The organism is Fructilactobacillus sp. X3R2C1 (assembly GCF_059901235.1).
Genome location: NZ_JBWXVA010000005.1, coordinates 119,193 through 142,248, shown reverse-complemented (window position 1 = coordinate 142,248; position 23,056 = coordinate 119,193). Strand labels below are relative to the sequence as shown.

The window sequence follows — 23,056 nt, the reverse complement described above, 5'->3', positions numbered from 1 at the left end:
TTTATCAAGATTTCTTTTAGGTTATTTACTTGCTTTCTTTTCCTTTTCAAGTCGCTGAACATCAAGGGCAATCATCAATTCTTCGTTGGTTGGTACCAAAAGGGTTTTAATCTTTGAGCCATCAGCACTCAAATCTCTAACCACCCCACGCACATTGTTCTTTTCTTTATCAACGCCAATCCCGAAGTATGACAATTGATCAGTAACTTCTTGTCTAACGGTAATGCTATTTTCACCAACTCCAGCAGTGAACACAATTGCATCAGAACCACCAAGTTCAGCTAGGTAGGATCCAATGTATCTAACAATTCGATTAACATAGATTTGACGGGCAATTCTAGCACGATGATTAGTCTTTTGAGCAGCCTCAACCTCACGCATATCAGCAGAGACGCCCGAAATACCAAGTAATCCAGACTTAGTGTTTAAGACTTTAATCATATCGTTAATATCTGTCATTCCTTCCTTTTCCATAACGTAGGCCAAAAGAGAAGGATCAACATCACCTGAACGCGTAGCCATGGTTAAACCAGTAACTGGGGTAAATCCCATCGATGTGTCATAGGACTTACCGTTCTTAACGGCACAAATTGAAGCCCCCGCACCTAAATGCATGATAATCATCTTTAAATCTTCTACCGGTTTACCCATTAACTCAGCTGCTCTTTGAGAGACATAGCGATAACTAATCCCGTGGAATCCATATTTACGAGCCGTATATTTTTCGTAGTACTCATAAGGAAGACTGTACAGATAATTTTTCTCGGGGATGGTTTGATGAAATGATGTATCAAAGACGGCAACGCTAGTCACGTTTGGAAGCACCTTTTCAAATGCCTTAATTCCTAAAACATTGGCTGGCTCATGCAAGGGTGCCAATTCATCCAAACTTTCGATCTTTTTGAGAACTTCAGGAGTAATGATTACCGATTGATCGAAATATTCTCCACCAGCAACGACTCGATGTCCAACTCCGGTAATTTCGTTATAGTCGTTGATAATATCAAGATCAAGTAATTGATCTAACAAAATTTGGATTGCTTGTTCATGATCCTTAACATCTAATGTTTCCTCAAATTTCTTCCCATCATCATATTTAATTTCAACATGTGATTTTGGTAAGCCAATCCTTTCAATTAAACCTTCTCCAAGAACTTCTTCTTCTGGCATTTTAAACAACTTAAACTTTAAAGTCGAACTACCAGCATTAATTGCAATAATCTTACCCATGAGTAATCTCCTTAATTTCAACTATTTCTTCAATAAATCGTTTTCTTCCCAATCAACAATCTCAGCCATGAACTTTTGAAAGGCAGTCGTATCCTTAAACGAAGGAAACTCTCCTAACATCACTTTTTGAACTTGGTGACTATTTCCACCACGATTCTGCAAAATTAAAATGGCTTTTTGAGCACTTTTATCCCCAAACAACTCTTGGGGTAAATTCAGTACTCCCTGTAAATAAACCGAATCTTGAAACCACTTCAAAAGTCCCTTTGCTTCACTCGTTTCAAAAAGATTGCTTGGAACTAGGAACACTCCAAATCCAGCAGGCTTTAAGTAATTCATTGACTGCTCAATCAATAAATGATGAACATATGAATGACCAGATTGTGACCGCGTCGCATACCCTTTTGTCTTTTCATCAATTGGATAATAACCAACTGGGAGATCAGAGACAACTAAATCAACCTTAGGAACCAACAGATGTTCAATACTATCCTGCTGAATTAGTTCAACATCCAAATCTTGCATTTCAGAACTAATACTAGCAATTGAAATCATTGAATCATCATTATCGATTCCATATCCCTTAACAGTATCATGAAGTGAATCGTGTAGCTGATTCATGACCGCTGTAAGTAAATTCCCAGTTCCAACTGCTGGATCAAGGATGCTCACGCTAGACTTGTGTTCATAAATCCGCGTAACTATGTATCCCATGATGTAAGCGATTGTATCAGGAGTTATTTGATGATTTGCCTGAATCTTATCTTCTTTAGTAGCTTTGATCATAACCATTTGAATAGCACGTCTAATCGATTCATTATCCATCTTTTTATAGTCAACCGTTTGATACAACTTAGTCAGTTCATCAACAACGTTTGGTTTTGGAATACCATCCTCGACCCGAACGGTATTGTTATCAATCATATTATCGGCGGTTTCGATGAAAGCGTCTAGATACGAAGTACCTAACGCCTGACTCAAGACTTTACTGGATTGATCAAAAACTTGAAACAATGATATTGATTCTTTCTCAGACAGAATATCAACCCCTCTTCTTATATATCTAGGGTTAATATTACCAGAATTCACGCATATTATTCAAGATTTCTCATTTATCTATTAGAATTATTCAATTCTTTCGTTAGTCTTTGATATTTTGCGGTTCGAATATGATTATTTTGAATTTGAAAATTAATCTTTTGGTAACGATAAACAACTATTCCAGACAAAAAAGTTAAAAACAAAATTGCAACTAACGTTAAACTCCCGCTTCTCTTACAGGTGACTTTTGGCTTCATAATTGACCCCATTAATTCTAATTTGACTAGTTAATATATGATGATGTAATGACCAAGATGCCTTACTAACGTTTAATATGATTGGAATATGTCCACCATTTACTCCACGCAATCGAACCATGTCATGATAATGTTCCATTATATATTCCTTATTTTCCTTCTTACTCTTTAATTTAATGGCATCTTTAGTGACTTTAATCATCTTAAACTGATAATCAGGTGACTCAATCACATCAAGATAACGATAAAAGGTTCCCTGACTATCACTCCACTTTTCCTTTTGAATTAATTGACTAGTAATCATAATCAAGCTAAATGCTAACGAGACCAACAAAAGTGAACAAATGGACTCAATCAACGAAAAGCCGGCTCGATCATTTATATTTTTTAAGTAATTCACGTTCATAATTCATCCTAACCTGATGTGTTTCATACTGACTTTTTCTTAAGCAATGATATTCAAAATCATTAACGTTTAAATAAAAGATCACACCACTACAAATCAGAATTAGACCAACTAAAGAGTCAATCAACGTGAACCCTAATCTAATTTTACTTAATAGTCTCAAGATGATATGCACCCCATCCAAGTTGAATTTTTTGTAAAATCGTTTTCCTTTGGTTCTGCGAATACCATCGAATTGTTTGCGGTTTAACGTATCCATCACTTTTGATCTCAATATCATGGTAACTTTTAACGCTTAATCCCTTTGGCATCCTAATTATCTTATCCTTTTGTTTCGATTTGCCACACTTAGCAAACACCACTTCATCATCTGGATAAAACAATACGTCCGTTGAATGATGACTATTCTGTGACTCTAGTAACGCGTCGTTCCACCCTGAATCTAAAGTTTGAAAAAAGCGTTCCTCTTTACCCTCAAAAAATCCCAAATAGTTCCCGGCAACCAAGGTGATCCCTAAAATAAGGGATGTTAAAAACAAAACGAGGAGACTTTCCACTAACGTAAAACCCACTTGATTATCTTTGAACAGCATGATTTTTTACTACGACCACTCTTTCCACTTGAGCTTGTTTAGCCTGCTTACTCGTTAAATAATGGCTTCTAACTAACTTGTTAATGGTTACATTTCCGTCATGCTTTTCGTCTTCATAAGCATCGATTTGAGTTTGAATAACCGACACCATCGCCGATCCATGAATTTTTTTGGCGTGATCCTTTTGATTGCTTAAGTTCGGAATAATAATTAAAACCAGTAGCGAGATAATGAATAAGACAATTGTCATTTCAATTAGTGTGAATCCTTTTCTCTTCATTAGTAAATTCCTTTCATTGAGTTATACATTGGCAGTAACATCTGCAAGTAAGCACCCACAATTAGGATGCCGATCACCGCAAATGAAATCGGCTGGATTAACTTAATCAGTAAATTCGACTTTTTGATCATGTCTTTAAAGCTGAGCTGACTTAAAGCTTTTAAATTTTGGGCTAATTCAGACTGAGTACTTCCATTTGATAGAAACACAATCATTTCCTCAGAAACAAAGGAATAATGAGCTAAACTTGCTCCAAAACTAAGTCCATTGTTAAAACCATCTTGCATGGTCTTCCCAACATCATATAGAAGACTCTGATGATCAAATTTTAATAAACTAAAAACAACTTGTTTTAAGTCCAATCCTCCTTTGATCATTAGCGCAAAGTTGGAGGTCACAAAATATTGGTAATATGACTTAAACAATGAACCAAGTAATGGGATCTTTACCAACAAATTAATTCGATCAATACACTTTTTATTTTTAAAACTTTGATAACCAAAAATTCCCGCCACAAGCGCCATGAATATTAATCCATAAATGACATATTGAATAAAATGACTTCCATTAGAAGCTGATTTACCGGTTAAATCAGCAGTTTGGGGCATGATCACAAACCTAACTGCAAAAATAATACTAAACAAGACCACAAACAAAAATGCTGGATAAATTACAACTCCCTTAATCTTTTCATTTTGAGCAATTCTTAACTTTAAGAACTCCCCGACCTCTTTCATCTCATTAATCAAATCTCCATGTTTATCGGCAATTTCTAATTGGTAATAAATTGATTCACTCAAAAAGAATCTCATCGATTCTGGCAGCGAATTCCCGTCCTCCAAACTTTGCATGATCCTAGTAACTATTTTCTGATTTTTTGTTGACACCACTTTAATAAACTTCAAGCTTTGTCGGATAGAAAATCCCATCGATAAAAGGTCTCCCAAGGTTGAGAACAAGAATGACTGTTGTTTAAGGGAAACACATTTACCCATAATAGTATTCATCTTTAACTTTTTCACTAATTATTCCTTTCCTCGAAAGCTCATCAATTCGATTCTTCCAATCATTCATATCGTCTTTTAATAGCGCATGATCACCAAATTTATCTTTAATAGTCATAAGAGTCTTAGTCTTCTTTGAAACGGTTGGTATTAATCGTTGATACACCACTAAATTCAAAGCTGATTTGATTCTTTCATAATCAAGTCCGAGCTCTAGCAATCTTTGAATTGTTCCTTCAGGAGACATTGCATGAACTGTGCTTAGCACTAAATGTCCCGATAGAGCCGCCGAGATTGCCACTTCGGCCGTTTGATGATCACGAATCTCACCAATTATAAAAACATCAGGACGTTGTCTTAATCCCACTTTAAGTAAATCAGCGTAAGTCATTTGGGCCCGATCATTAACCTCAAGTTGTAAAAAATTTTCTTCATAAATTTCAACTGGATCTTCAATTGTCATCACGATCTGATTTTTACTAATGCTTCTAACGATTCGATAAATCGTGGTCGTCTTACCAGAACCAGTAGGACCAGCAAACAAAAGTAAACCACGTTTTTTACAGGAAGACTCGATCTTTTGAATTTGATCAGCATAAAAAAAGCCACTATCGACATGATTACTGTCATAGATAATCCTAATTACCATTGATTCATCTTGACTGAAATTACCCACCGATGACAATCGTAAACGTAATTTTTGACCTTTGATTGCATAACCCATCGATCCTAATTGGGGCCTGCGATTATCCGTAACCGACATCCCACTTTGATATTTACAATATGAAATGACTTTTTTAGCCATGTCTTTGCTCAAATCCGTAATTTGAATCGTCCGAACAGCCGTATGAACCTTGATACAATAGTCTTTTTCCTTAGGTAAAATAAAAACATCCGAAGCTTGTCGTTGAACTGCAAATTCCATAATATTGTTCAACCATTGTGTCACTTTCACTTTAATCACATCCTTCATAACTAAATACGAAAAAAAGATGCAATCTAATTAAAGATTGCATCTTTTATAAACTAATTTAATTATTTAGCTTGATTAGGTAATACGGCAGCTTCATAAACATCTTGAACATCATCGTTATCTTCTAATTCATCAATTAGACCACTGTACTGTTCAACTTTATCTGAAGGAACTTCTGTCGTATTCTGTGGAATCAACTTAACTTCGGCATCCAATTTATATCCTGCATCTTGTAATGCATCACGAACACTAGCCATGCTTGCAGGATCAGTAAGAATTTGATACTCATCATCCGTTGATTTCATATCATCAGCACCAGCATCCAACGCTGCCATCAACATACTATCCTCGTCGTTATCAGTATCTGACTTTGAAATCGTAATAAGACCCTTTCGGTCAAACATATATGAGACCGATCCGTCAGTTCCAAGGGAACCACCATGGTGAGTGAAGGCTGAACGAATAGCAGCAGCGGTTCGGTTTTTATTATCGGTTAAAGCAGAAACCATAACGGCAGTCCCACCAGGTCCATAACCTTCATATGTTACTTCTTCAAATTTAGCTCCACCAACTCCTGAAGCCTTGTCAATTGCTCGTTGAACGTTATCTTTTGGCATGTTTGCTTCACGAGCTTTTTCCATTTCTAGTCTTAATTGAGGATTTCCTTCGGGATCACTTCCACCAGCTTTTGCAGCTTGATATAAGTTACGTGAGATCTTCTGGAAAATCTTTCCACGCTTAGCATCTTGGGCGTTCTTTCGTCCTTGAATGTTATGCCACTTTGAATGTCCTGACATGATCACAACTCCTCTCTCTTTAAACATATTAACTCTACAATTATATCAATTAGTGGCCCTAGTATCAAGCACAGTTCTATTTGGTCGATTCACGCTTCTTTAATCCAAAGGGTAAAAAGACCTTGTTTTCATCAATTTCTTCATTATTCATCAACTTGGTTAAGAGTCGCATGGCAACAGCTCCAACATCATAAAGCGGCTGAGTAATAGTTGACATAGTTGGTCTAGTCATCTCAGTCAGTTTAGTATCATTACTAGTGGCCAGTTCAAATTCCCCGGGAACACTGACACCGTCATCGGTCATTGAGTTCATCACCCCAGCAGCCATATCATCATCGGTAACAATTGCCGCAGTTACTTCATTCTTTTTTAGTTGCTCTCTTAAAGCATATCCACCAGAATAGCTTACATCGGTCTCAAATAATAATGCTTTCTCAAACGGAATTCCAGCATCTGAAAGCGCGTCTTTATACCCTTTTAACCTGAAATCTTTATTAATCGATCGGTTTAAGGGTCCGGAGATAAAAGCAATACGATCGTTTCCGTTACTAATCAAATGGGTAACCTCGGAATACACGGCTTGGCGATAATCAATGTTCACACTAGGAATCTTACCACTAGCATCAACTGAACCTGCCAAAACAACTGGGGCGTGTGACTTTTTAAATTCAGTCCGAAGTTCATCAGAAATTTCATTTCCCATAAATACAATTCCATCAACTTGCTTGGCTTGCAATGTATTCATTGAAGTGAGTTCACGCTGATTGTTCCCATCCGAATTAGTCAAGATAATATTGTACTTATACATCGTTGCTATATCGTCAATCCCGCGTGCAAGCGAAGCAAAATAGGTATTGGTAACGTTGGGGATAATAACTCCAACCGTCGTTGACTTTTTACTTGCTAGTCCCCTAGCAACTGCGTTAGGTCGATAGTCAAGTTTATCAATGACACTCAAAACCTTTTGTTTGGTAGCATCTTTCACATTCTGATTCCCATTTACTACCCTTGAAACAGTTGCCATTGAAACATTGGCTTCACGAGCTACATCATAAATTGTCACATTTTGTTTTTTCAAATTTGGTTTCTCCTATTATGTACTACTAGACCATTAATTATTATAAATATATCAAAGTAAAAGAACTCATTCAAGTGAAATCGGTTACATTTTGAGGCAAAAAAAACCGGACTACCGTCCGATTTGGGTAAATAAATTACTTTTCGTGATATTCGTGAATTGGATAAATTGTTTCTGCTCGATCTTGATCACTAAAGGCATCATCAGGATCAATCACAATGTCATCAGATTCTTTTTCTTTAGCAAGATCATCTAATTCATTTCTAGGAGCAGGATGTTCCTCAACGTTCGCCCTTAATGAATTAACAGCCTCTTGCAAATCAGATAACTTATCCCCCAATGATTCATTTACTTTTTGCACTGAGTCTTTAGCATCATCCATCTTATCTGAAGCAAGATCCTTAAGGTCTTCAGCAGTATCATTTGCGTAATAGACGTAATCTAGCGCACGATCTTTAACATCTTCAGTGGTATCAAGAAGAAAGTCTTTGATCTCACGCTTTCTCGATTCATCTAATAATTTGTATGCTACAAATGCAGCAGTTCCACCGATTACTGATCCTAAAAGCATTCCCTTTTTAAAATTCATAACCAATCCACCCCTTAATTTGTTCCTTCAGAATTTTTGTTGCGTTTGGAGAACAATCTACCAATCATTTTACCAGCAAAAGTTAAAGCCGAAGTCTTGGCTAACAAACCACTCTTCGATCTAACTTTTTCAGTTGCAGTTCTAGTTGCTTCATTTAAATCTGAAACACTAACACCTAAATCAGCAGCAGCCTGAAAAACTGGATCGACTTGATCCAACTTTGAGTTAACATTATTTAACAATGTATTTGAAATCACCATAATCTGCTCACACTCTTTGCTAATATGATTTGCATCATTAGTAAGACTATCAACATTTTTACTTAAGTCTTTAACCGTTTTTGATAAACGGACCAAAAACAAGCATAAAAATACAACTAATACTAAAAAAGCAATTGCAGCAATTAGCGCTGCTAACTCACCAATCCCCATTTAATTATCCTCCTAATGGCTTCTTCTCCATTTAGAATAGCATTATCTAGCCCATATGACAATTTAAAAAGCTTAATTTTATTTGGGTCTCGTCTCTGTTAAAATGTTGATAATCGAAAAATTAGGAGTGGAGGACATTATGAACATATTTATCCAATTAGTGGCTAACGGAGCTAACGCTTCATCGGCCCTTAAATCAGGATCCGTTGAAAACGTAGCAAATCCATCGTTTTTAACTAAGTATTTTAGAAGTTTTGACTGGGCTAAAATATTCTCTAATCTTACTACCAAGATTATCAGCATTATCTTAGTTTCAATTTTATTCTTAATTATAATAAGAGTTGGAAGAAGATTTATTAAACACTATTTTAACAAACGTCAAAATGATATCTCGCAAAAACAGGATAAATTGCCAAAAATAACCGGAACGTCAGAACCCATTGCTGCCAGACGAAATAAAACGATGTACACCCTTACCACCAACATTTACTACTACACCGTCGTTTTCTTCTGGTTATATTCCCTATTGTCAATGATTGGAATCCCAGTTGGAACGTTACTCGCAGGAGCCGGAATCTTCAGTTTAGCAATTGGACTTGGAGCACAAGGATTCGTCAGTGATATTGTTAGTGGCTTTTTTATCCTAGCTGAACATCAAATCGACGTGGGGGAACGCGTTATTATTAACAATATTGAGGGATACGTTAAAGCCGTTGGACTTCGCACGACTCAAATCACAAGTATCAATGGAACTTTAAATTTCATCCCTAATCGTAGCATCACCACCGTTTCCAACCTTTCCCGTGGAGAAATGATGACCATCATCAATATTCGAATTACTCCTGAAACCCCAATCCACAAGGTCGAAGATATCATTGCTAAAGTTAACGAAGAAAAGTGTCCCAATGACCCTGACATTGTTGGTAAACCAGTCATCTTCGGGACTAACTTCTTACAAGATGGCTCGCTTGCAATCTCCGTTTTCTTACACACTAAGAATGAACGTGAATTCGACGTTAACGCTGAATATCTAGGAGCATACCTGACTGCTATTAATAAGGCCGGAATTAATCTTCCACTTTCACCTTTAGTGGTGCCAGAACCACCACAAAGCACAAACTAAAAAAGAGCCTATCACTAATCGTGATAGGCTCTTTTTTACCACCAATCTTCAATTACACTAGTTAACTTACGCAAAGCATTGCCACGAGCACTGTAGTGATTCTTTTGGGCGTCCGTTAACTCCGCCAAAGTTTTACCAACGTCAGGAAGATAAAAGAGAGGATCATAACCAAATCCATTTGTCCCTTTTGGAGTTTCTACAATCTGACCGTTAACTCTTCCCACAACCACTAGTTGTTTACCATCCGGTCTTCTCACAATCAGTGTTGTATTAAAATGGGCGGAACGATCCTTTTGACCCGCCATGTTCTTTAACAATTTAGCTTTATTAGCCTCATCATTATGATCGCCAGCATAACGCGCTGAGTGAACTCCGGGCGCTCCACCTAAAGCATTAACCACCAAACCTGAATCATCAGCTAACACCGGCAAATTTAAGTAGTCAGAGACGACCCTGGCTTTAATACTTGCATTCTCTTCAAAGGTTGAACCATTCTCATCAATCGGTGGAACATCTTCAAAATCATTAATTGACTTCACGGTTAAGCCTAATTTTGAAAGCATCTCCGAAAACTCATTGATTTTACCAGGATTTTTTGAGGCAAGAACAATTTGATTATTTTTCATCAGTATTTCTCCAATTGTTTAACAGGAATCAACTTAGCATCAATATCAGTATGCAACCAGTTTTTACCCACTTTATCAAATCTTTCAACATCGGCAGTGGTGTAAAAACGATCACTAGGCGATTTCACGTTTGCTAGTTCACCCTTTTGCTTTAATTCATTTTTAACAGCATTAACCGTTTCGTATCCAGGATTAACCAAAGTAACATCGGAGCCCATTACATCCGCAATTAAACTCGCAATAATTGGAAAATGAGTACAACCTAATACTAACGTATCAATCCCACTATCCTTAAACGATTTCAAACCTTCAATAATCGTCTTTTTAGCGGTCGAACTTTGATAATCACCACTTTCAACAAGCGGAATAAAATCCGGACACGCCACTTCTTTCACAGTGATATTAGGATCAATGCCTTTAATTGTATCTCGATAAGAGTGACTAGCAACCGTACCCTTGGTCGCAATCACACCAATTTTTTGATTTTTAGTTTTCTTAACTGCAGCTAAGCTTCCCGGTTCAATAACTCCAATCACGGGAATTGGAAGGATCTTTCTTAAATACGAAAGAGCTGCTGCCGTGGCAGTATTACAAGCAATTACCATCATCTTAGCGCCTTGATCAACAAAAAAACTCCCGATCTCAGCTGAGTACTTGCGAACCTCATCTGCGGTTTTTTCGCCGTAAGGAAGTCGGGCTTCGTCTCCAAGATAAATCATGTTTTCATGTGGTAATTTTGAAAGTGCCACTTTTGCAACTGTCATTCCACCAATTCCAGAATCCATATAAGCTACTGGTGATGATTTCATATTATCCCTCCTATTAACTTCAAATCTAATTATGGCGTTTTTTTAAATTTAGTTCAAGTTGCCTTTCTCCTTTATTTCACGGTGTTCTATGATAAAATGTTATTTGTAAAGTATCTTTTTGGAAGAGGACTCTGATATGAATAAATACGAAAAGTTTCGCAAAGAACATTCTGATTCACCCTTTTGGGGAATCGAACTTTTAAGAGATAGTCTTTTACCAGATTTGTTGGATCAAGATATTCACGACATCTTATACTGGGCTGGCAAGGATCTTGCCACTAAGTTCCCACTAGCATCAAATGATGATCTTCAAGTATTCTTTAAACAAAGTCAGTTTGGTAATCTAGAACTTAAAAAGGAAAGTCTCAAAAAAATCAACTGGAAATTAGCTGGACCAGAAGTCGAAACCAGATTAAAGCTGAACAAGGATCCTGATTTTATGCTTGAAGCTGGCTTTTTAGCACAAACGAAACAGCAGATCGATCAAATTGCAACCGAATGCGAAGCAACCATTAAATTAAACAGTGTGAACTTTATAGTTGTTTCTGATCCCAATGCTCCGGTCAACAATCCTAGTGATTTTAAACCAATTATCATTGCAAAATAAAAAAGAGCCATTTGGCTCTTTTTTTATGCTGTATATGCAGACAACAATTTCTTCAACTGATCCTTTGAATGAAAGCCGACAATTTGGTCGATAACCTTGCCATCCTTAAGCACCATCAAAGTTGGAATACTCATAATCCCAAATTCACGTGAAGTGTTTGGATTATCATCAACATTCATTTTAAAGAATTTAACCTTATCTGCTACCTCAGGATCCTCAGACAAGTCTTCAACTACTGGTGATTGCATCTTACATGGACCACACCATGGTGCCCAAAAATCAACAACTGAAATCCCATCGGCAGTGTCTTCTTTAAAGTTTGCATCATTAGTTTCATTAACCATAACATTTGCCTCCTTAACTTCTTACTATGAGTAAGTATAAACACGTATTGATTCAAATGCAACTAAGTTGCATACAATCTACTTAAACTTGACGACAGTTGAGCCGTCCCCACCAGCATTTGATGGTGAAAAACCAAATTCCTTAACGCGGCGATTGCGTTTTAGATAATTTATGACTCCCTTACGTAGAGCCCCGGTTCCTTTCCCATGAATAATGGTAACGGACGGATAACCAGCCAAAAGAGCGGAATCAATGTAACGATCTAGTTGTTGCATGGCTGATTCATATCTTTCACCACGTAAATCAAGGGTTGGTGAAATCCCACTTGAACGCGTTCGCCGCACACTAGGCGTGTGCTTTTTCGGCTTTGAAGTCTCTTTTTGAACCTTTTCAAGGTCAGACTCGGAAACTTTCATCTTTAAAATTCCAAGTTGCACTTCCCAATTATCTCTACCAATCTTATTAAGCAGAACACCCCTTTGCCCATAAGACTTAACCAGTACGTCATCACCCTCTTTAAAGTTATGCTTTGCTTTTTCTCGTCTCAAAACACGATTATGTTTAAGTTCTGGATGCTGCTCAAGAGAATTGATCTTTCCCTTAGCATCAATTAATTCATTTTCTTTGACTGATTGTTTACTTTGACGTTGAAGGTGATGAAGATGATTAATAATTTCGTTAGCTTCTCGTCTTGTTTTTGAAACAATTTGATTGGCCTGACGCTTGGCATCATTAACCATCGTATCTTTATTATTATTAAACTTAGTGAGTTGCTCGTCTAACCTAGCGTGCAATTGTTCATTATCTGCCAGTTCCACCTTGAGTTTACGGGCACGTTCATCGGCAGCTTTAGTCTGTTTTGTTAGTTGCTTAATCATTTTATTAATATCTTGACTATTAGAATCCATTAGTGAACTAGCTTCAGAAATGATCGACTCATCCAATCCCAGTCGCTTAGCAATGTTTAAAGCATTACTTTGTCCTGGAACCCCCATCAATAGTCGATAGGTTGGCTCAAGGGTCTTCTCATCAAATTCCATTGAGGCGTTGATCGTTTCTGGCCGATTGTATCCATAAACTTTCAGTTCTGGGTAATGAGTGGTGGCCAACACTTCACTACCTGATTCACCGATTTTATCTAGAATCGACATAGCTAATGCCGCTCCTTCTTTAGGATCCGTTCCAGCACCTAGTTCATCAATTAAAATTAAGCTTCTCTTAGTAATGTGTTTTAAAATGTCAATCAAATTATCCATATGAGACGAGAAGGTACTAAGATTAGCCTCAATCGACTGTTCATCCCCAATGTCAGCAAACACATTATCAAAAACACCAATTTGACTACCTTCATTTGCCATTACAAAAATTCCAGATTGGGCCATTAACTGATTTATCCCAAGCGTTTTGATGGTAATCGTCTTACCACCCGTGTTCGGACCAGTAATAATAATTTGTCGAAAATCAGATCCAATTGAAATATCATTTCCAACAACCTTTTGCTGGTCAATTAACGGATGCCTGACATTTTTTAAATTAACATGATTATCCCTTGAAACACTTGGCTTAGTTGCATTCATCTGATCTGCAAACTTGGCTTTAGCATTGATCAAGTCAAAATGGCCTAATTTAGAAGCATTTTCCATGAGTTCCTCTTGATAAGGTCTAATCATGTCGGATAATTCACCCAAAATTTTATGAATCTCTTTGCGCTCATCTAGTTGTGATCTTCTCAGATCGTTATTAGATGAGACTACACTTTGAGGTTCAATGTACAAAGTCAATCCACTTGTACTTTGATCATGAACGATTCCACCAAATTTTTGTTTGTCTTCTGCCTTAACTGGAATAACATAACGACCATCTCGAACCGTGATGATTGGCTCACTCAAATATTTCGATTGTTTGCCATGGATAAACTTATTCATGGTAGTTTTGATATTAGCTTCTAAGCGCGCGATTTTTCTTCTAATGGAACGCAACTGATTAGATGCCGAATCTAACACTCGTCCATCTTCGTCAATTGACGTCTCAAGTCGTTTTGAAACTTCCGGAAGATCATTAAAGTTCTTGGCTTCATCGTACAAAACATTCAAATCAATTTTATCATCCGCTAAATTATCAAAGAAAGTTTTAACCCGCACACTTGCAAGTAAAACCGCACTAACTTGAGCCAACTCAGTACCGTTTAAATCGGCATTAACCGCTAATCGTTTCACGTATGGAGTAATGTCATTTAACCTAGGAACTGGGATCATTTTGTTTAGGCGATAAATATGTGAGCCGTCATCTGACTCATCCAATGAGTGAGAGACTACATCATAATCACTACTTGGCCTTAATTGTTTTAATTCTCTTGATCCATTTTCAGTAGTTAGAAATTGACCCAGCAACTGCTTCACTCTGTTATATTCTAATGTATCAAGTACTTTTTCGTTCATTTTTTCATCCCATTTTACCGATTTATCATTTGATTAAATAAGTGTGGAGAATCCATCGTGATCATCTGTGAGACGGTTGAATTTTGATATTCAGTATTTACCCAATTATTGTTAGTCAATAATAATCCATCAAGTATTAACATTATCACTAACAAACTAATGATTACGCCAACAACCGCACCCAAGAGTGAATTCAGTTGTCTTAACACTGGCAAAGAAACAATTCGATTCAATAGATGTGAAACCCATCTTAAAATAACCGCCACTACTACAAAAGTTACCAAAAATGATAGTCCCCGCCAGAAGCCAGTATTGCTGTAAGCATGGGTCGCTAAAATCATATTAGAGACGGTTCTTAAAAAATCAGCAACCGGAATCACATAAACAAACGCAATTATTGCAGCAATCAAATAACTAATAAAGCTGAATAACTCATTTACCAGGCCACGATGATAACCATGGACAATCGAAAAGATTAGTATAATTATGATGATAATTGTAAATAACATTAGTCTTCGTCATCCTCCGCTTTATTGTTAATCTTATCAAGTTCTAATTGTTTTTTTAATTGATCAGAAATTGCATTAAACGCAATTAAAATGGCAGCATCTTCATCACTTACACCCTTGGAGATGTTTTTTAACTGTGCCAACTGATTGTTTAAGATACGCGCAGTTGTCTCCATGTGTTCATCTGAAGCATCCCCAATAAAAGTATATTCCTTCCCACCAATTTTAGTTTTAAATCTATTTTTACCAGCCAAAGTAAAACCTCCCGCAATGCTTCCATTTTATCATGAAAATCCTTTAAATTAATTAAAAAAAGGATGCTGGATTTCCAGCATCACTTAATTATTTAATTATTTTTGATCTTGTCCTGATTGCAGGAATGTATCAAGCATTTCTTGAACCATTTCCCACTCATTGTCATCTTCAATTGGTTCTAATTCTCCACCACTTGGATTAGCAGGATCATCATCCTTTGGCAATGCATAAGCCTCAATATCTACTTCATCGTTATCATCATCTGTTGCTGGATAAATAAAAATATAGGAACGATTGTAATCATCAGATGAGAAGGTAAATAAAATATTATACAAACTTTCTTTTCCATCTTCATCGACAAGCGTAACTTGTTCTTGTTGGTTGTTCTCGTTTTCTTTACTCATATTAGTTCCTCTTTTCTAATTAGAAATTACATAACTTACCCTTACGATCAAGGTAACTCTGTAAAATCAATTCAGCCGCAACCTTATCAATAACTTTTTTTCGTTTTGCTCTTGAAACATCAGCTTGTTCAATCAGCATTCGTTCAGCTTCAACAGTGGTGAGTCGTTCATCTTCAAAATCAACTGGCAGATTAAAATTTTTCTTTATCAAATCCCCATAATTTTTCGAAGCTTCTACTCTTGGACCAGAAGTATTATTCATATTCTTAGGTAGTCCAATGACAACGCCGTTGACATCATATTTCTGGATTAATTCCTTAATTCGTTTTAACCCAAACTCTTTTTCATCTTCGTTGATTTTAACGATTTCGATTCCTTGAGATGTCCACCCTAAAGCATCGCTCATGGCTACACCAACGGTTCTCGATCCAACATCTAATCCCATTAATCTCACTAATCTGACGTCCCATCCATTGATGGTGTTCTACCCTTCAAATATGAATGTAAAAGCACATCAATTATTTCTTCTCGATCGTAATGACACATTAGCGTCCGCGCATTATTCAATTTTGGAAGATATGCTGGATCGCCAGATGTTAAATAACCAACTAATTGAACATAAGGATCATAACCCTTTTCAATTAAGGCTTGGTAAACAGTCGCCAGCGTCTTATGAATATCTAGATTCGACTTGTCTTTAAATAATGAAATGTTTTCTTGTTTGTGCTCCATCATAGATCCCTCCCCTACAAAAAAGATAATACACGACTAATTTTCAAATAACAACTATTACTTATGTTTCTTAATCCAGGTCTTGGCAGCTTTTAAAGCATCATCAATACCAGCTGGATTTTTACCACCAGCTTGGGCCATGTTAGGACGACCCCCTCCGCCACCGCTGATATTTTTAGAAATTGATTTAATTAAATCACCAGCTTTAATTCCAGCCTTCACTTGATCCTCACTAACTGCAACTAATAAATTAGCTTTGTCATCAGTACCAGTCCCAAGAACAAGAACGTCTGAAGCGTTTTTATCTCTCCAGGTATCAGCTAATTCTCTTAGTTGACTCATATTAGCATTTTTTAAGTGTCCTGCAATCAAAGTGACTCCGTTAACGTCCTGAACATCATCAAAAATGTCTGCGGCTTCCTGGTTAGCTAGCTTAGTTTCAAGTGATTCTTGTCGACTTTCCAAATCCTTAATTTGACCTTGTAATTGTTTAACACGGCCGGGAATTTCATCGGTTGTTGGCGACTTAACTGTCTTTCCAATTTCCTTTAACATTCGTTCCTCATCATTTAAAAGATTAAAAGCATCTTTAGAGGTAACAGCTTCAATTCTTCTGACTCCAGATCCAACTCCGGTCTCAGAGACAATCTTAAATAATCCCAACTGACTGGTATTTTTAACATGATCGCCACCGCAAAACTCAATTGAAAAATCATCAATCTTTACTACTCGAACTTCATCACCATACTTTGCGTTAAAAAGTGCAATAGCGCCCATTTCTTTTCCAGTTTTTTGGTCGGTCACAACGGTTTGAACGGGAATGGCAGCAAAAATCTTTTGATTAACCATGTTCTCAACTTTTTGCAGTTCAGCGTCAGTGACTTGACCGAAATGGGTAAAGTCAAAACGAAGATAATCAGGACGAACTAGTGAGCCAGCTTGTTGCGTATGACCACCAAGAACATTTCTTAGTGACTGATCTAATAGATGAGTTGCCGTATGGTTATTCTCAACCCGATCATGGAAATCGCGGTCAACAACTAACTTGTACTTCTCACCTTTCTTCATATCACCGGTAATTTTAACAGTATGAAGATTTTGACCATTTGGAGCTTTTTGGACATCCTCAACTTCAGCCACTTCGTCACCATTTTGGTTATAAATCTTACCACTATCGGCTACTTGACCACCCATTTCAGCATAGAATGGTGTTTTATCGAAAATTAATTCAGCTTCTTTTTTGTCCGGCGTGATCTGATTTGTAAGCTTTTCATCAAAAATAATATCATTAAGTTTAGCAGCATCAACGGTTAGTCGATCGTATCCCACGTATTCACTAGGAGTTTTAATATCAAGTAACAAATCTCGTTGAACTTTCATCGATTTCTTCGACCCACGAGCGTTTCTAGCCCGGTCTTGTTGCTTTTGCATTTCAACATCAAAACCAGTTTCATCCACTTTAACCCCTTCATTACCAGCATATTCCTCGGTAAGTTCAAGGGGAAAACCATAAGTATCGTAGAGTTTAAAGGCATCTTTACCAGAAATTTCTTTTTTAGAATTGGTCTTAGTCTCAGAAATAAGGTTATTAAGCAGTTGCAAGCCATCGCTTAGCGTGGTGTTAAAACGCTCTTCCTCATTTTTAACGATCTTTTTAATATAACCACTCTGTTCAAGAACATCGGGGTAATAAGATTGCATGATTTGACCAACAACGGGAACTAGTTTATACAAAAAGGCATCATTAATACCTAATTCGTGTCCATTAACAGTTGCCCGTCTAATCAGGCGTCTAATGACATAACCTCGTCCTTCATTTGAGGGAAGGGCCCCATCACCAATGGCAAAGGTAATTGCCCGAATGTGATCAGCAATGACCTTAAAGGGGATGTCATCTTTCCGATTACCATCATACTTCTTACCATCACTTAATTCCTCAGTTTTCTTGATAATTGGCATAAATAAATCGGTTTCAAAGTTCGTTGGTGCATCTTGGAAAATTGATACAACCCGTTCAAGTCCCATTCCAGTATCAATGTTTTTTCTTGGAAGTGGCTCATAGGTTCCTTCAGGCGTGTGATTAAACTGAGAAAACACAATATTCCAAACCTCCAAATATCGCTCATTTTCGCCGCCAGGATAATTTTCGGGATTATCAGGTGCTAAGTTATCGTACTTTTCACCCCGATCATAAAAAATTTCCGAATCAGGACCTGAGGGACCTTGACCAATGTCCCAAAAATTGTCCTTTGCTTCAACAATATGATCAGGCGCAATCCCAACCTTTTCCCATAATTCCTTTGTTTCTTTGTCATCTGGATAAACGGTGACGTATAAATTATTTGGATCCCATCCAAACCACTTCGGACTAGTCAATAACTCGTATGCCCACGGAATGACTTCTTTTTTAAAATAATCACCAACCGAAAAATTACCAAGCATCTCAAACAGAGTTTGGTGTCTTGCCGTTTTACCAACGTTCTCAATATCATTAGTTCTAATACTCTTCTGCGAACTAGTTAATCGTGGATTACTTGGAACTTCTGAACCATCAAAATACTTTTTCATGGTGGCAACCCCAGAATTAATCCAAAGTAAAGTGGGATCATCCTTTGGGACTAGTGAGGCACTTGGTTCCACGGTATGACCCTTCTCTTTGAAAAAATCAAGAAACATTTGACGAACTTGATTACTGCTGAGCTTTTTCATGATATCCTCCATAATAATAAAAAATAAAAAACACCCTTGCTAGCAAAGACGCCGGGACGCGGTACCACTTTACTTGCAACGATGTTGTCATTACCTCTTTAGTCCCTATAACGTGGGAAACGATCTACTGTTTGGTAGCATCAAAATAACTAAGTACGGTCTGTTTTCATTTTTCAAACCTTCCTGTAGTACTTCACTAATTTGACATATCCAACTAATTTAAATTATATCCAGAAAATAAACTACTGTCAATTAGACTCTTACTGATAACGCTGCGAGCTACGCTTTTTTTGCTTCTTGCGGGCTCGAATTTGATTTCTGATCTCAATTTTACGATCTTCATCACTTTTTTGCTTAATAGCACGGCGAATCTTCTTTTTGTATCCAGGTTTAACGTTTTTCTTCTTTTTCTTAATCAAACCAATCATAGTAGGATCCAATTTATTTTGGGGCTCACGACGTTTAGCTCGCCGTCTTCTATCATAAGTATCAACTACTTCTCCATGTTTAATTTCTTTAGGAGTAAATTTAATCCCCATTTTCTCCAATTCAGAGATCTTTTGTTCTTCACCTGGTGCATATAGAGTGATGGCAGTCCCTTTCATCCCATTTCGACCGGTTCTTCCAACTCGGTGAATAAAATATTCTAGATCAGTTGGAATATCATCATTAATAACATGAGAAACTCCTGAAATATCAATTCCACGGGCCGCTAGATCAGACGCCACCACGAATTGATAATCAAGGTTTTGAATCTGCTTCATAACCCGCTTTCTAACTCGCGGTTGCATTCCTCCATGGATTTCAGCAACTTTTAATCCACGTTGTTTTAGATAATCATAGATCTCATCTACCCGCTCACGCGTATTCGCAAAAATAAGTACCAAATACGGCTCACCCATCGTGATCAGCTGATAAATTAAATCATTTTTATCTTTTCCCTTAGTCGAAATCAACCAGTTAGAAACATCCTGATTGATAACCGTTTTGGTGGGAATATCATCCATGACCGGATTCTTCATGTACTTTTTTAGAAATGGCCTTAACTTCGGTGGAACAGTAGCAGAAAATACCATCATTTGTAAATCCGCGGCCATTTTAGAAGCAATCTTGTCAATTGTATCTAAAAAACCCAAGTCTAGAGTCATATCGGCTTCATCAATTACTAGTTGTCGAGCACGATGGATTTCAAGATCACCATTTTTAACAAGATCCCAGATTCGACCTGGAGTACCAATCACTACCTGTGGTTGTTCATGCTCAAGCTTTGAAACTTGGCGTTCCTTATCAGTTCCTCCGACATAATTTCCAATGTGAATGGTTTTATCAGAGAATTTAGCAATTTGTTTTGCATTGTCATAAATTTGATATGCTAATTCCCTACTGGGGGTTGTAATGACAACCTGAACATCTTCTTTATTAAGATCTAAACCATCAAAAATGGGCAAAAGAAAGGCATGAGTTTTTCCACTACCAGTAGCAGACTTACCAATCACACTTTTTCCATGTTTAATGGTTGGAATTACTTTAGTTTGAATTGGAGTAGGATTATGAAATCCCAGGTCCTGAATGGCATCACTAATGAAGGGTTGAAAATGATAATCTTTAAATGAAGCTCCCATTAATTGTTCTCCTTTTTGTACTGTTTCACAATTTCTCCTAGCTGCTTAACAACTTGTTTAATCTCATCCTCATCAGCAGCTTTAGCTCCACTTGCAAGCGCATGACCACCACCGTTGTGTTCTTTAGCCAATTCGTTAATGGATGGTCCTTTAGAACGCAATCGAATGCGATAATTTCCTTCTTTTTGTTGGACAAAAATCGCCCAAGAAACCACAGTGCCAATATTACCAGGCAACGGAACCACTGATGACGTACTATCATCACCTAAGTTGAGGTCCTTAATTACTTCATTAGTCAAAACTACATATGCAGCCCCATTGTCGTCAATTTTCAAATTATTGTATACATAAGCAGCCAAACGGGCTTGGGCAGTATCAATTTCATCTTCAATTTGGGCCACGTCGGTAATCGAAAAATCGTACTGGTCTAATTTGCCTGCCACTTCAAACGTATGCGATGAAGTCGATGAATACTTAAACCTACCGGTATCTCCAATGATTCCAGCATACAATAAACGAGCTGCATCATCTGTCATCTTTAAATCATCATTAGCAGCAAATAAATCATAAATTAATTCGGAAGTACTTGATGCTTCTGGTTCAACCCACATCAAATCCCCAAATTGATCGTCATTTGGATGATGATCAATTTTAATTAAATATTTTCCCTTTGTATAACGATCATCATCAACTCGCGGCTGGTTAGCAGTATCAACCACAATCACTAAGGCATTCTTGTAATCATCGTCACTTGCTTTCGTAACTTTTCCTAACCAATCAAAGCCTGGATACTGTTTTCCAACGGTCAAAACCTTTTTATTCGGATAAGATGCTTTAATAATGCTAGCCAACCCAATTTGAGAACCAACCGCATCTGGATCAGGACTCTGATGTCTGTGAATAATAATCGTCGGATATTCCTTGATTTTTTCGTTAATTTGCTGCTTTGTATTCATTAAAATAGCCTCTAATAATCTTAATTATTTAACAGTTAAGTATAACCCACAAACACTATAATTCAAAGTGAGGATCTGAATACAAGGGAAGCTTAACGTTTTGAAACCCTAAGTCTGAGAGACTAGTAAGTGTTATTCCCAACAATCTAACGCCATTAGTGGCATCAGGAAGCAAATCAAAAAGCTCCATTGCCAAATCATAAAAAAGACGGGCATCGTTTTCCATAAAATCATTCCACGAAACTCTTTTGGTTAACGTAGTAAAGTCACTGTACCTGACCTTTAAGACTAAAACTTTTCCATGTTTCTCATGCTGATTTAATGACTGCTCCACCATCTCAGAAATCTTATGGAGTTGTGATTCCACTTCTTGTCGGCTTTTTAACTCAGGACCATAAGTTCTTTCTTTTCCAATTGATTTGCGCTCTCTTTGATACTCAACCGGTCGATCATCGGATCCGCGAACTCGACGATACAAAAAATAACCAAACTTACCAAAATTCTTGATAAGATCCATCTCTGATTGTTGGTATAAATCATAACCATTTTGGATGTTTAATCGTTGCATTTTTTGAAGCGTCTTTTTCCCAACACCCCGATAACGTTCAATGGGAAGTTTCATCAAAAATTCGTGACTATCTTCCACATCGATCACAGAAACCCCAGCAGGCTTCCGGTAATCAGAAGCCTCCTTGGCTAAAAACTTATTGTAAGAAATCCCGGTGGAAGAAGTTAGATGAGTCTTTTCCCATATTTCACTTTGAATCAAATGAGCAATCAGTACTGGATTATCAATTCCCTTTTTGTTATCTGAGATGTCAAGATAAGCCTCATCAAGCGCAACGGTTTCAATTCGGTCGGTATATTCATGAAAAATCGCATGAATTTGATGCGAGACGCTTCGATACAATTCAAATTCGGGTGCCTTAAAAATTCCCTTAGGACAAAGTTCAAGTGCTTTACTAGCAGGCATTGCTGAATGAACGCCAAACTTTCTCGCTGGGTAATTAGCAGTGGTCACTACTCCACGACCACCAGTCGTCCTTGGATCTTTAGAAATAATGAGTGGTTGATCAACAAATTCAGGATGCTCACGTTGCTCAATTGAGGCAAAAAAAGCATCCATATCAACATGTAAAATCCAACGTGAATGATTGATTTGAATTGATTCTTCCAAAAGTTCACCTTCTGTCCCAAACGTACGTTCTTGTTCATCCAATAAAAAAGATCGGACTCATCCGA

General features: G+C 37.2%; 26 protein-coding genes. 2 read left to right on the top strand and 24 right to left on the bottom strand.

Features of this window, described 5'->3' with window-relative positions; genetic code table 11:
* Window positions 1–21: 21 nt before the first annotated feature.
* The 11 genes from AC6UDB_RS06285 to AC6UDB_RS06235 all read right to left on the bottom strand — a co-directional run bounded on the left by AC6UDB_RS06285 (window position 22) and on the right by AC6UDB_RS06235 (window position 8,679).
* Complete coding sequence (locus AC6UDB_RS06285; RefSeq protein ID WP_500709465.1) at window positions 22–1,230, bottom strand: acetate/propionate family kinase; 1,209 nt, start codon at window positions 1,228–1,230, stop codon at window positions 22–24.
* A 21-nt stretch (window positions 1,231–1,251) separates the two neighbouring features.
* A complete protein-coding gene (locus tag AC6UDB_RS06280) occupies window positions 1,252–2,244 on the bottom strand; it encodes a class I SAM-dependent methyltransferase (RefSeq protein WP_500709464.1) in 993 nt (330 codons plus the stop codon).
* Window positions 2,245–2,505: 261 nt separating this feature from the next.
* The gene (locus AC6UDB_RS06275) at window positions 2,506–2,934 is read right to left on the bottom strand and encodes a competence type IV pilus minor pilin ComGF (RefSeq protein ID WP_500708172.1); all 429 of its coding nucleotides are present in this window, start codon (window positions 2,932–2,934) and stop codon (window positions 2,506–2,508) included.
* A 146-nt stretch (window positions 2,935–3,080) separates the two neighbouring features.
* Window positions 3,081–3,527, bottom strand: a complete 447-nt coding sequence (locus tag AC6UDB_RS06270) for a hypothetical protein (RefSeq protein WP_500709463.1) — start codon at window positions 3,525–3,527, stop codon at window positions 3,081–3,083.
* Window positions 3,511–3,807, bottom strand: a complete 297-nt coding sequence (gene comGC / locus AC6UDB_RS06265; RefSeq protein ID WP_500696102.1) for a competence type IV pilus major pilin ComGC — start codon at window positions 3,805–3,807, stop codon at window positions 3,511–3,513. The genes AC6UDB_RS06270 and comGC overlap by 17 nt, the downstream gene beginning before the upstream one ends.
* Window positions 3,807–4,802 carry a competence type IV pilus assembly protein ComGB gene (gene comGB / locus AC6UDB_RS06260; RefSeq protein WP_500709461.1) on the bottom strand — a complete coding sequence of 332 codons (996 nt, stop codon included), beginning with the start codon at window positions 4,800–4,802 and terminating at the stop codon, window positions 3,807–3,809. The genes comGC and comGB overlap by 1 nt, the downstream gene beginning before the upstream one ends.
* The gene (gene comGA, locus AC6UDB_RS06255) at window positions 4,795–5,766 is read right to left on the bottom strand and encodes a competence type IV pilus ATPase ComGA (RefSeq protein WP_500709460.1); all 972 of its coding nucleotides are present in this window, start codon (window positions 5,764–5,766) and stop codon (window positions 4,795–4,797) included. The genes comGB and comGA overlap by 8 nt, the downstream gene beginning before the upstream one ends.
* A gap of 80 nt (window positions 5,767–5,846) precedes the next feature.
* The gene (locus AC6UDB_RS06250; RefSeq protein WP_500709459.1) at window positions 5,847–6,581 is read right to left on the bottom strand and encodes a YebC/PmpR family DNA-binding transcriptional regulator; all 735 of its coding nucleotides are present in this window, start codon (window positions 6,579–6,581) and stop codon (window positions 5,847–5,849) included.
* Between the two features lie 76 nt (window positions 6,582–6,657).
* A complete protein-coding gene (ccpA, locus tag AC6UDB_RS06245; protein ID WP_500694406.1) occupies window positions 6,658–7,659 on the bottom strand; it encodes a catabolite control protein A in 1,002 nt (333 codons plus the stop codon).
* A 136-nt stretch (window positions 7,660–7,795) separates the two neighbouring features.
* Window positions 7,796–8,248, bottom strand: coding sequence for a YtxH domain-containing protein (locus AC6UDB_RS06240; RefSeq protein ID WP_500709458.1), 453 nt, complete (start codon window positions 8,246–8,248; stop codon window positions 7,796–7,798).
* A gap of 14 nt (window positions 8,249–8,262) precedes the next feature.
* Window positions 8,263–8,679 (bottom strand): DUF948 domain-containing protein, encoded by a 417-nt coding sequence (locus tag AC6UDB_RS06235; protein ID WP_500701315.1) that lies wholly within the window; start codon window positions 8,677–8,679, stop codon window positions 8,263–8,265.
* Window positions 8,680–8,818: 139 nt separating this feature from the next.
* Here AC6UDB_RS06235 and AC6UDB_RS06230 point away from each other — a divergent pair, with 139 nt between their 5' ends.
* Window positions 8,819–9,802 (top strand): mechanosensitive ion channel family protein, encoded by a 984-nt coding sequence (locus tag AC6UDB_RS06230; RefSeq protein WP_500696097.1) that lies wholly within the window; start codon window positions 8,819–8,821, stop codon window positions 9,800–9,802.
* A 35-nt stretch (window positions 9,803–9,837) separates the two neighbouring features.
* Here the strand turns inward: AC6UDB_RS06230 and AC6UDB_RS06225 are convergent, their stop codons facing one another.
* Both AC6UDB_RS06225 and murI read right to left on the bottom strand, forming a co-directional pair.
* A complete protein-coding gene (locus tag AC6UDB_RS06225; RefSeq protein ID WP_500696095.1) occupies window positions 9,838–10,428 on the bottom strand; it encodes an XTP/dITP diphosphatase in 591 nt (196 codons plus the stop codon).
* Window positions 10,428–11,237: a glutamate racemase gene (murI, locus tag AC6UDB_RS06220; RefSeq protein ID WP_500709457.1), complete on the bottom strand. Its 810-nt coding sequence runs from the start codon at window positions 11,235–11,237 to the stop codon at window positions 10,428–10,430. The genes AC6UDB_RS06225 and murI overlap by 1 nt, the downstream gene beginning before the upstream one ends.
* Window positions 11,238–11,373: 136 nt before the next feature.
* Between murI and AC6UDB_RS06215 the strand changes: the two genes are divergently transcribed.
* A complete protein-coding gene (locus tag AC6UDB_RS06215) occupies window positions 11,374–11,844 on the top strand; it encodes a YslB family protein (protein ID WP_500694400.1) in 471 nt (156 codons plus the stop codon).
* A gap of 23 nt (window positions 11,845–11,867) precedes the next feature.
* On the opposite strand, the gene trxA is transcribed toward AC6UDB_RS06215, so the two are convergent.
* From trxA to dinB, 11 genes are all read right to left on the bottom strand, one after another.
* Complete coding sequence (gene trxA, locus AC6UDB_RS06210; protein WP_500694399.1) at window positions 11,868–12,188, bottom strand: thioredoxin; 321 nt, start codon at window positions 12,186–12,188, stop codon at window positions 11,868–11,870.
* Window positions 12,189–12,266: 78 nt separating this feature from the next.
* Entirely contained in the window at window positions 12,267–14,627 is a 2,361-nt protein-coding gene (locus AC6UDB_RS06205) for an endonuclease MutS2 (protein ID WP_500701318.1), read from the bottom strand.
* Between the two features lie 14 nt (window positions 14,628–14,641).
* Window positions 14,642–15,136, bottom strand: coding sequence for a CvpA family protein (locus AC6UDB_RS06200; protein WP_500696092.1), 495 nt, complete (start codon window positions 15,134–15,136; stop codon window positions 14,642–14,644).
* Entirely contained in the window at window positions 15,136–15,390 is a 255-nt protein-coding gene (locus tag AC6UDB_RS06195) for a cell division protein ZapA (RefSeq protein ID WP_500694396.1), read from the bottom strand. Before AC6UDB_RS06195 ends, AC6UDB_RS06200 begins: the two co-directional genes overlap by 1 nt.
* Before the next feature lie 96 nt (window positions 15,391–15,486).
* On the bottom strand, window positions 15,487–15,795 hold the full coding sequence (locus AC6UDB_RS06190) for a DUF1292 domain-containing protein (protein WP_500694395.1): 309 nt from the start codon (window positions 15,793–15,795) through the stop codon (window positions 15,487–15,489).
* Between the two features lie 19 nt (window positions 15,796–15,814).
* On the bottom strand, window positions 15,815–16,240 hold the full coding sequence (gene ruvX / locus AC6UDB_RS06185; RefSeq protein ID WP_500701319.1) for a Holliday junction resolvase RuvX: 426 nt from the start codon (window positions 16,238–16,240) through the stop codon (window positions 15,815–15,817).
* Window positions 16,241–16,248: 8 nt separating this feature from the next.
* A complete protein-coding gene (locus AC6UDB_RS06180; RefSeq protein ID WP_500694394.1) occupies window positions 16,249–16,527 on the bottom strand; it encodes an IreB family regulatory phosphoprotein in 279 nt (92 codons plus the stop codon).
* A 57-nt stretch (window positions 16,528–16,584) separates the two neighbouring features.
* Window positions 16,585–19,236: an alanine--tRNA ligase gene (gene alaS, locus AC6UDB_RS06175; protein WP_500709456.1), complete on the bottom strand. Its 2,652-nt coding sequence runs from the start codon at window positions 19,234–19,236 to the stop codon at window positions 16,585–16,587.
* A 260-nt stretch (window positions 19,237–19,496) separates the two neighbouring features.
* On the bottom strand, window positions 19,497–20,858 hold the full coding sequence (locus AC6UDB_RS06170; RefSeq protein ID WP_500709455.1) for a DEAD/DEAH box helicase: 1,362 nt from the start codon (window positions 20,856–20,858) through the stop codon (window positions 19,497–19,499).
* The gene (locus tag AC6UDB_RS06165) at window positions 20,858–21,814 is read right to left on the bottom strand and encodes a DHH family phosphoesterase (RefSeq protein ID WP_500709454.1); all 957 of its coding nucleotides are present in this window, start codon (window positions 21,812–21,814) and stop codon (window positions 20,858–20,860) included. The genes AC6UDB_RS06170 and AC6UDB_RS06165 overlap by 1 nt, the downstream gene beginning before the upstream one ends.
* 55 nt (window positions 21,815–21,869) lie before the next feature.
* Window positions 21,870–22,991 carry a DNA polymerase IV gene (gene dinB, locus AC6UDB_RS06160; protein ID WP_500709453.1) on the bottom strand — a complete coding sequence of 374 codons (1,122 nt, stop codon included), beginning with the start codon at window positions 22,989–22,991 and terminating at the stop codon, window positions 21,870–21,872.
* Between the last annotated feature and the right edge of the window lie 65 nt (window positions 22,992–23,056).

Coding starts and splice junctions, on each gene's coding strand:
- AC6UDB_RS06205 (WP_500701318.1), bottom strand. CDS start 14,627: ATGAACGAAAAAGTACTTGATACATTAGAATATAACAGAGTGAAGCAG.
- AC6UDB_RS06270 (WP_500709463.1), bottom strand. CDS start 3,527: ATGCTGTTCAAAGATAATCAAGTGGGTTTTACGTTAGTGGAAAGTCTC.
- AC6UDB_RS06250 (WP_500709459.1), bottom strand. CDS start 6,581: ATGTCAGGACATTCAAAGTGGCATAACATTCAAGGACGAAAGAACGCC.
- alaS (WP_500709456.1), bottom strand. CDS start 19,236: ATGAAAAAGCTCAGCAGTAATCAAGTTCGTCAAATGTTTCTTGATTTT.
- AC6UDB_RS06230 (WP_500696097.1), top strand. CDS start 8,819: ATGAACATATTTATCCAATTAGTGGCTAACGGAGCTAACGCTTCATCG.
- AC6UDB_RS06180 (WP_500694394.1), bottom strand. CDS start 16,527: ATGGAGCACAAACAAGAAAACATTTCATTATTTAAAGACAAGTCGAAT.
- trxA (WP_500694399.1), bottom strand. CDS start 12,188: ATGGTTAATGAAACTAATGATGCAAACTTTAAAGAAGACACTGCCGAT.
- AC6UDB_RS06275 (WP_500708172.1), bottom strand. CDS start 2,934: ATGAACGTGAATTACTTAAAAAATATAAATGATCGAGCCGGCTTTTCG.
- AC6UDB_RS06235 (WP_500701315.1), bottom strand. CDS start 8,679: ATGGGGATTGGTGAGTTAGCAGCGCTAATTGCTGCAATTGCTTTTTTA.
- AC6UDB_RS06200 (WP_500696092.1), bottom strand. CDS start 15,136: ATGTTATTTACAATTATCATCATAATTATACTAATCTTTTCGATTGTC.
- murI (WP_500709457.1), bottom strand. CDS start 11,237: ATGAAATCATCACCAGTAGCTTATATGGATTCTGGAATTGGTGGAATG.
- comGC (WP_500696102.1), bottom strand. CDS start 3,807: ATGAAGAGAAAAGGATTCACACTAATTGAAATGACAATTGTCTTATTC.
- AC6UDB_RS06170 (WP_500709455.1), bottom strand. CDS start 20,858: ATGGGAGCTTCATTTAAAGATTATCATTTTCAACCCTTCATTAGTGAT.
- AC6UDB_RS06165 (WP_500709454.1), bottom strand. CDS start 21,814: ATGAATACAAAGCAGCAAATTAACGAAAAAATCAAGGAATATCCGACG.
- AC6UDB_RS06190 (WP_500694395.1), bottom strand. CDS start 15,795: ATGAGTAAAGAAAACGAGAACAACCAACAAGAACAAGTTACGCTTGTC.
- AC6UDB_RS06240 (WP_500709458.1), bottom strand. CDS start 8,248: ATGAATTTTAAAAAGGGAATGCTTTTAGGATCAGTAATCGGTGGAACT.
- AC6UDB_RS06225 (WP_500696095.1), bottom strand. CDS start 10,428: ATGAAAAATAATCAAATTGTTCTTGCCTCAAAAAATCCTGGTAAAATC.
- ruvX (WP_500701319.1), bottom strand. CDS start 16,240: ATGGGATTAGATGTTGGATCGAGAACCGTTGGTGTAGCCATGAGCGAT.
- AC6UDB_RS06215 (WP_500694400.1), top strand. CDS start 11,374: ATGAATAAATACGAAAAGTTTCGCAAAGAACATTCTGATTCACCCTTT.
- comGB (WP_500709461.1), bottom strand. CDS start 4,802: ATGGGTAAATGTGTTTCCCTTAAACAACAGTCATTCTTGTTCTCAACC.
- AC6UDB_RS06285 (WP_500709465.1), bottom strand. CDS start 1,230: ATGGGTAAGATTATTGCAATTAATGCTGGTAGTTCGACTTTAAAGTTT.